Source organism: Mesorhizobium waimense, assembly GCF_003601975.1.
GTDB classification, from domain to species: domain Bacteria; phylum Pseudomonadota; class Alphaproteobacteria; order Rhizobiales; family Rhizobiaceae; genus Mesorhizobium; species Mesorhizobium waimense.
Map to the genome: position 1 here is coordinate 1 of NZ_QZWZ01000190.1, position 659 is coordinate 659.

1 protein-coding gene is annotated in these 659 nt (G+C 58.6%); it reads left to right on the plus strand.

The window, feature by feature from the left end; translation table 11 throughout:
• Positions 1–659: AMP-binding protein (locus tag D3227_RS40555; RefSeq protein WP_147377848.1), on the plus strand; the 659-nt coding region annotated here is incomplete at both ends.

Consider the following 659-nt stretch of genomic DNA (forward strand, 5'->3'; position numbering starts at 1 on the left):
CGCCTCGAACCCCGACCCGCGCGCCCTTGGCCTGACCTCCAGCCATCTCGCCTATGTCATCTACACCTCAGGCTCAACCGGAACCCCAAAGGGCGTCATGGTCGAGCATCAAAGCCTGGTCAATCTCACAGCATGGCATGTGCAAACATTTTGTCCGCAACCAGAAACCTGCTGCACACTCACGGCTGGAGTGGCATTCGATGCCAGCGCTTGGGAGTTATGGTCTGCATTATACAATCGTAGCACATTGCTGCTCCCGCCCAGAGCGTCAGCAGAGGATTCCCTTGGTCTGCTGCAATGGTGGCGTGATCAATCACTGGACGCGGCCTTTTTAGTCACGCCGCTGGCTGTAACCGCGTTAGAAGGCGAGCTGATAAATCCCACCTTGGAGTACTTGCTTATCGGTGGTGATCGTCTCCAGCGTGTGCCTTCCCTGGGACCGTCGCCAATCAACTTAATAAACAACTATGGCCCTACTGAAGCTACTGTCGTGGCAACCTCGGGACAGCTCTTCAGTGACGCTGTGCCACATATCGGGCGTCCGATCGCGAACACGCGGGTGTATCTGCTGGACGCTCATGGCCAGCCGGTTCCGTTCGGAGCGGTGGGTGAGCTCCATATCGGCGGGGCGGGGGTGGCGCGCGGCTACCTCAACCGTC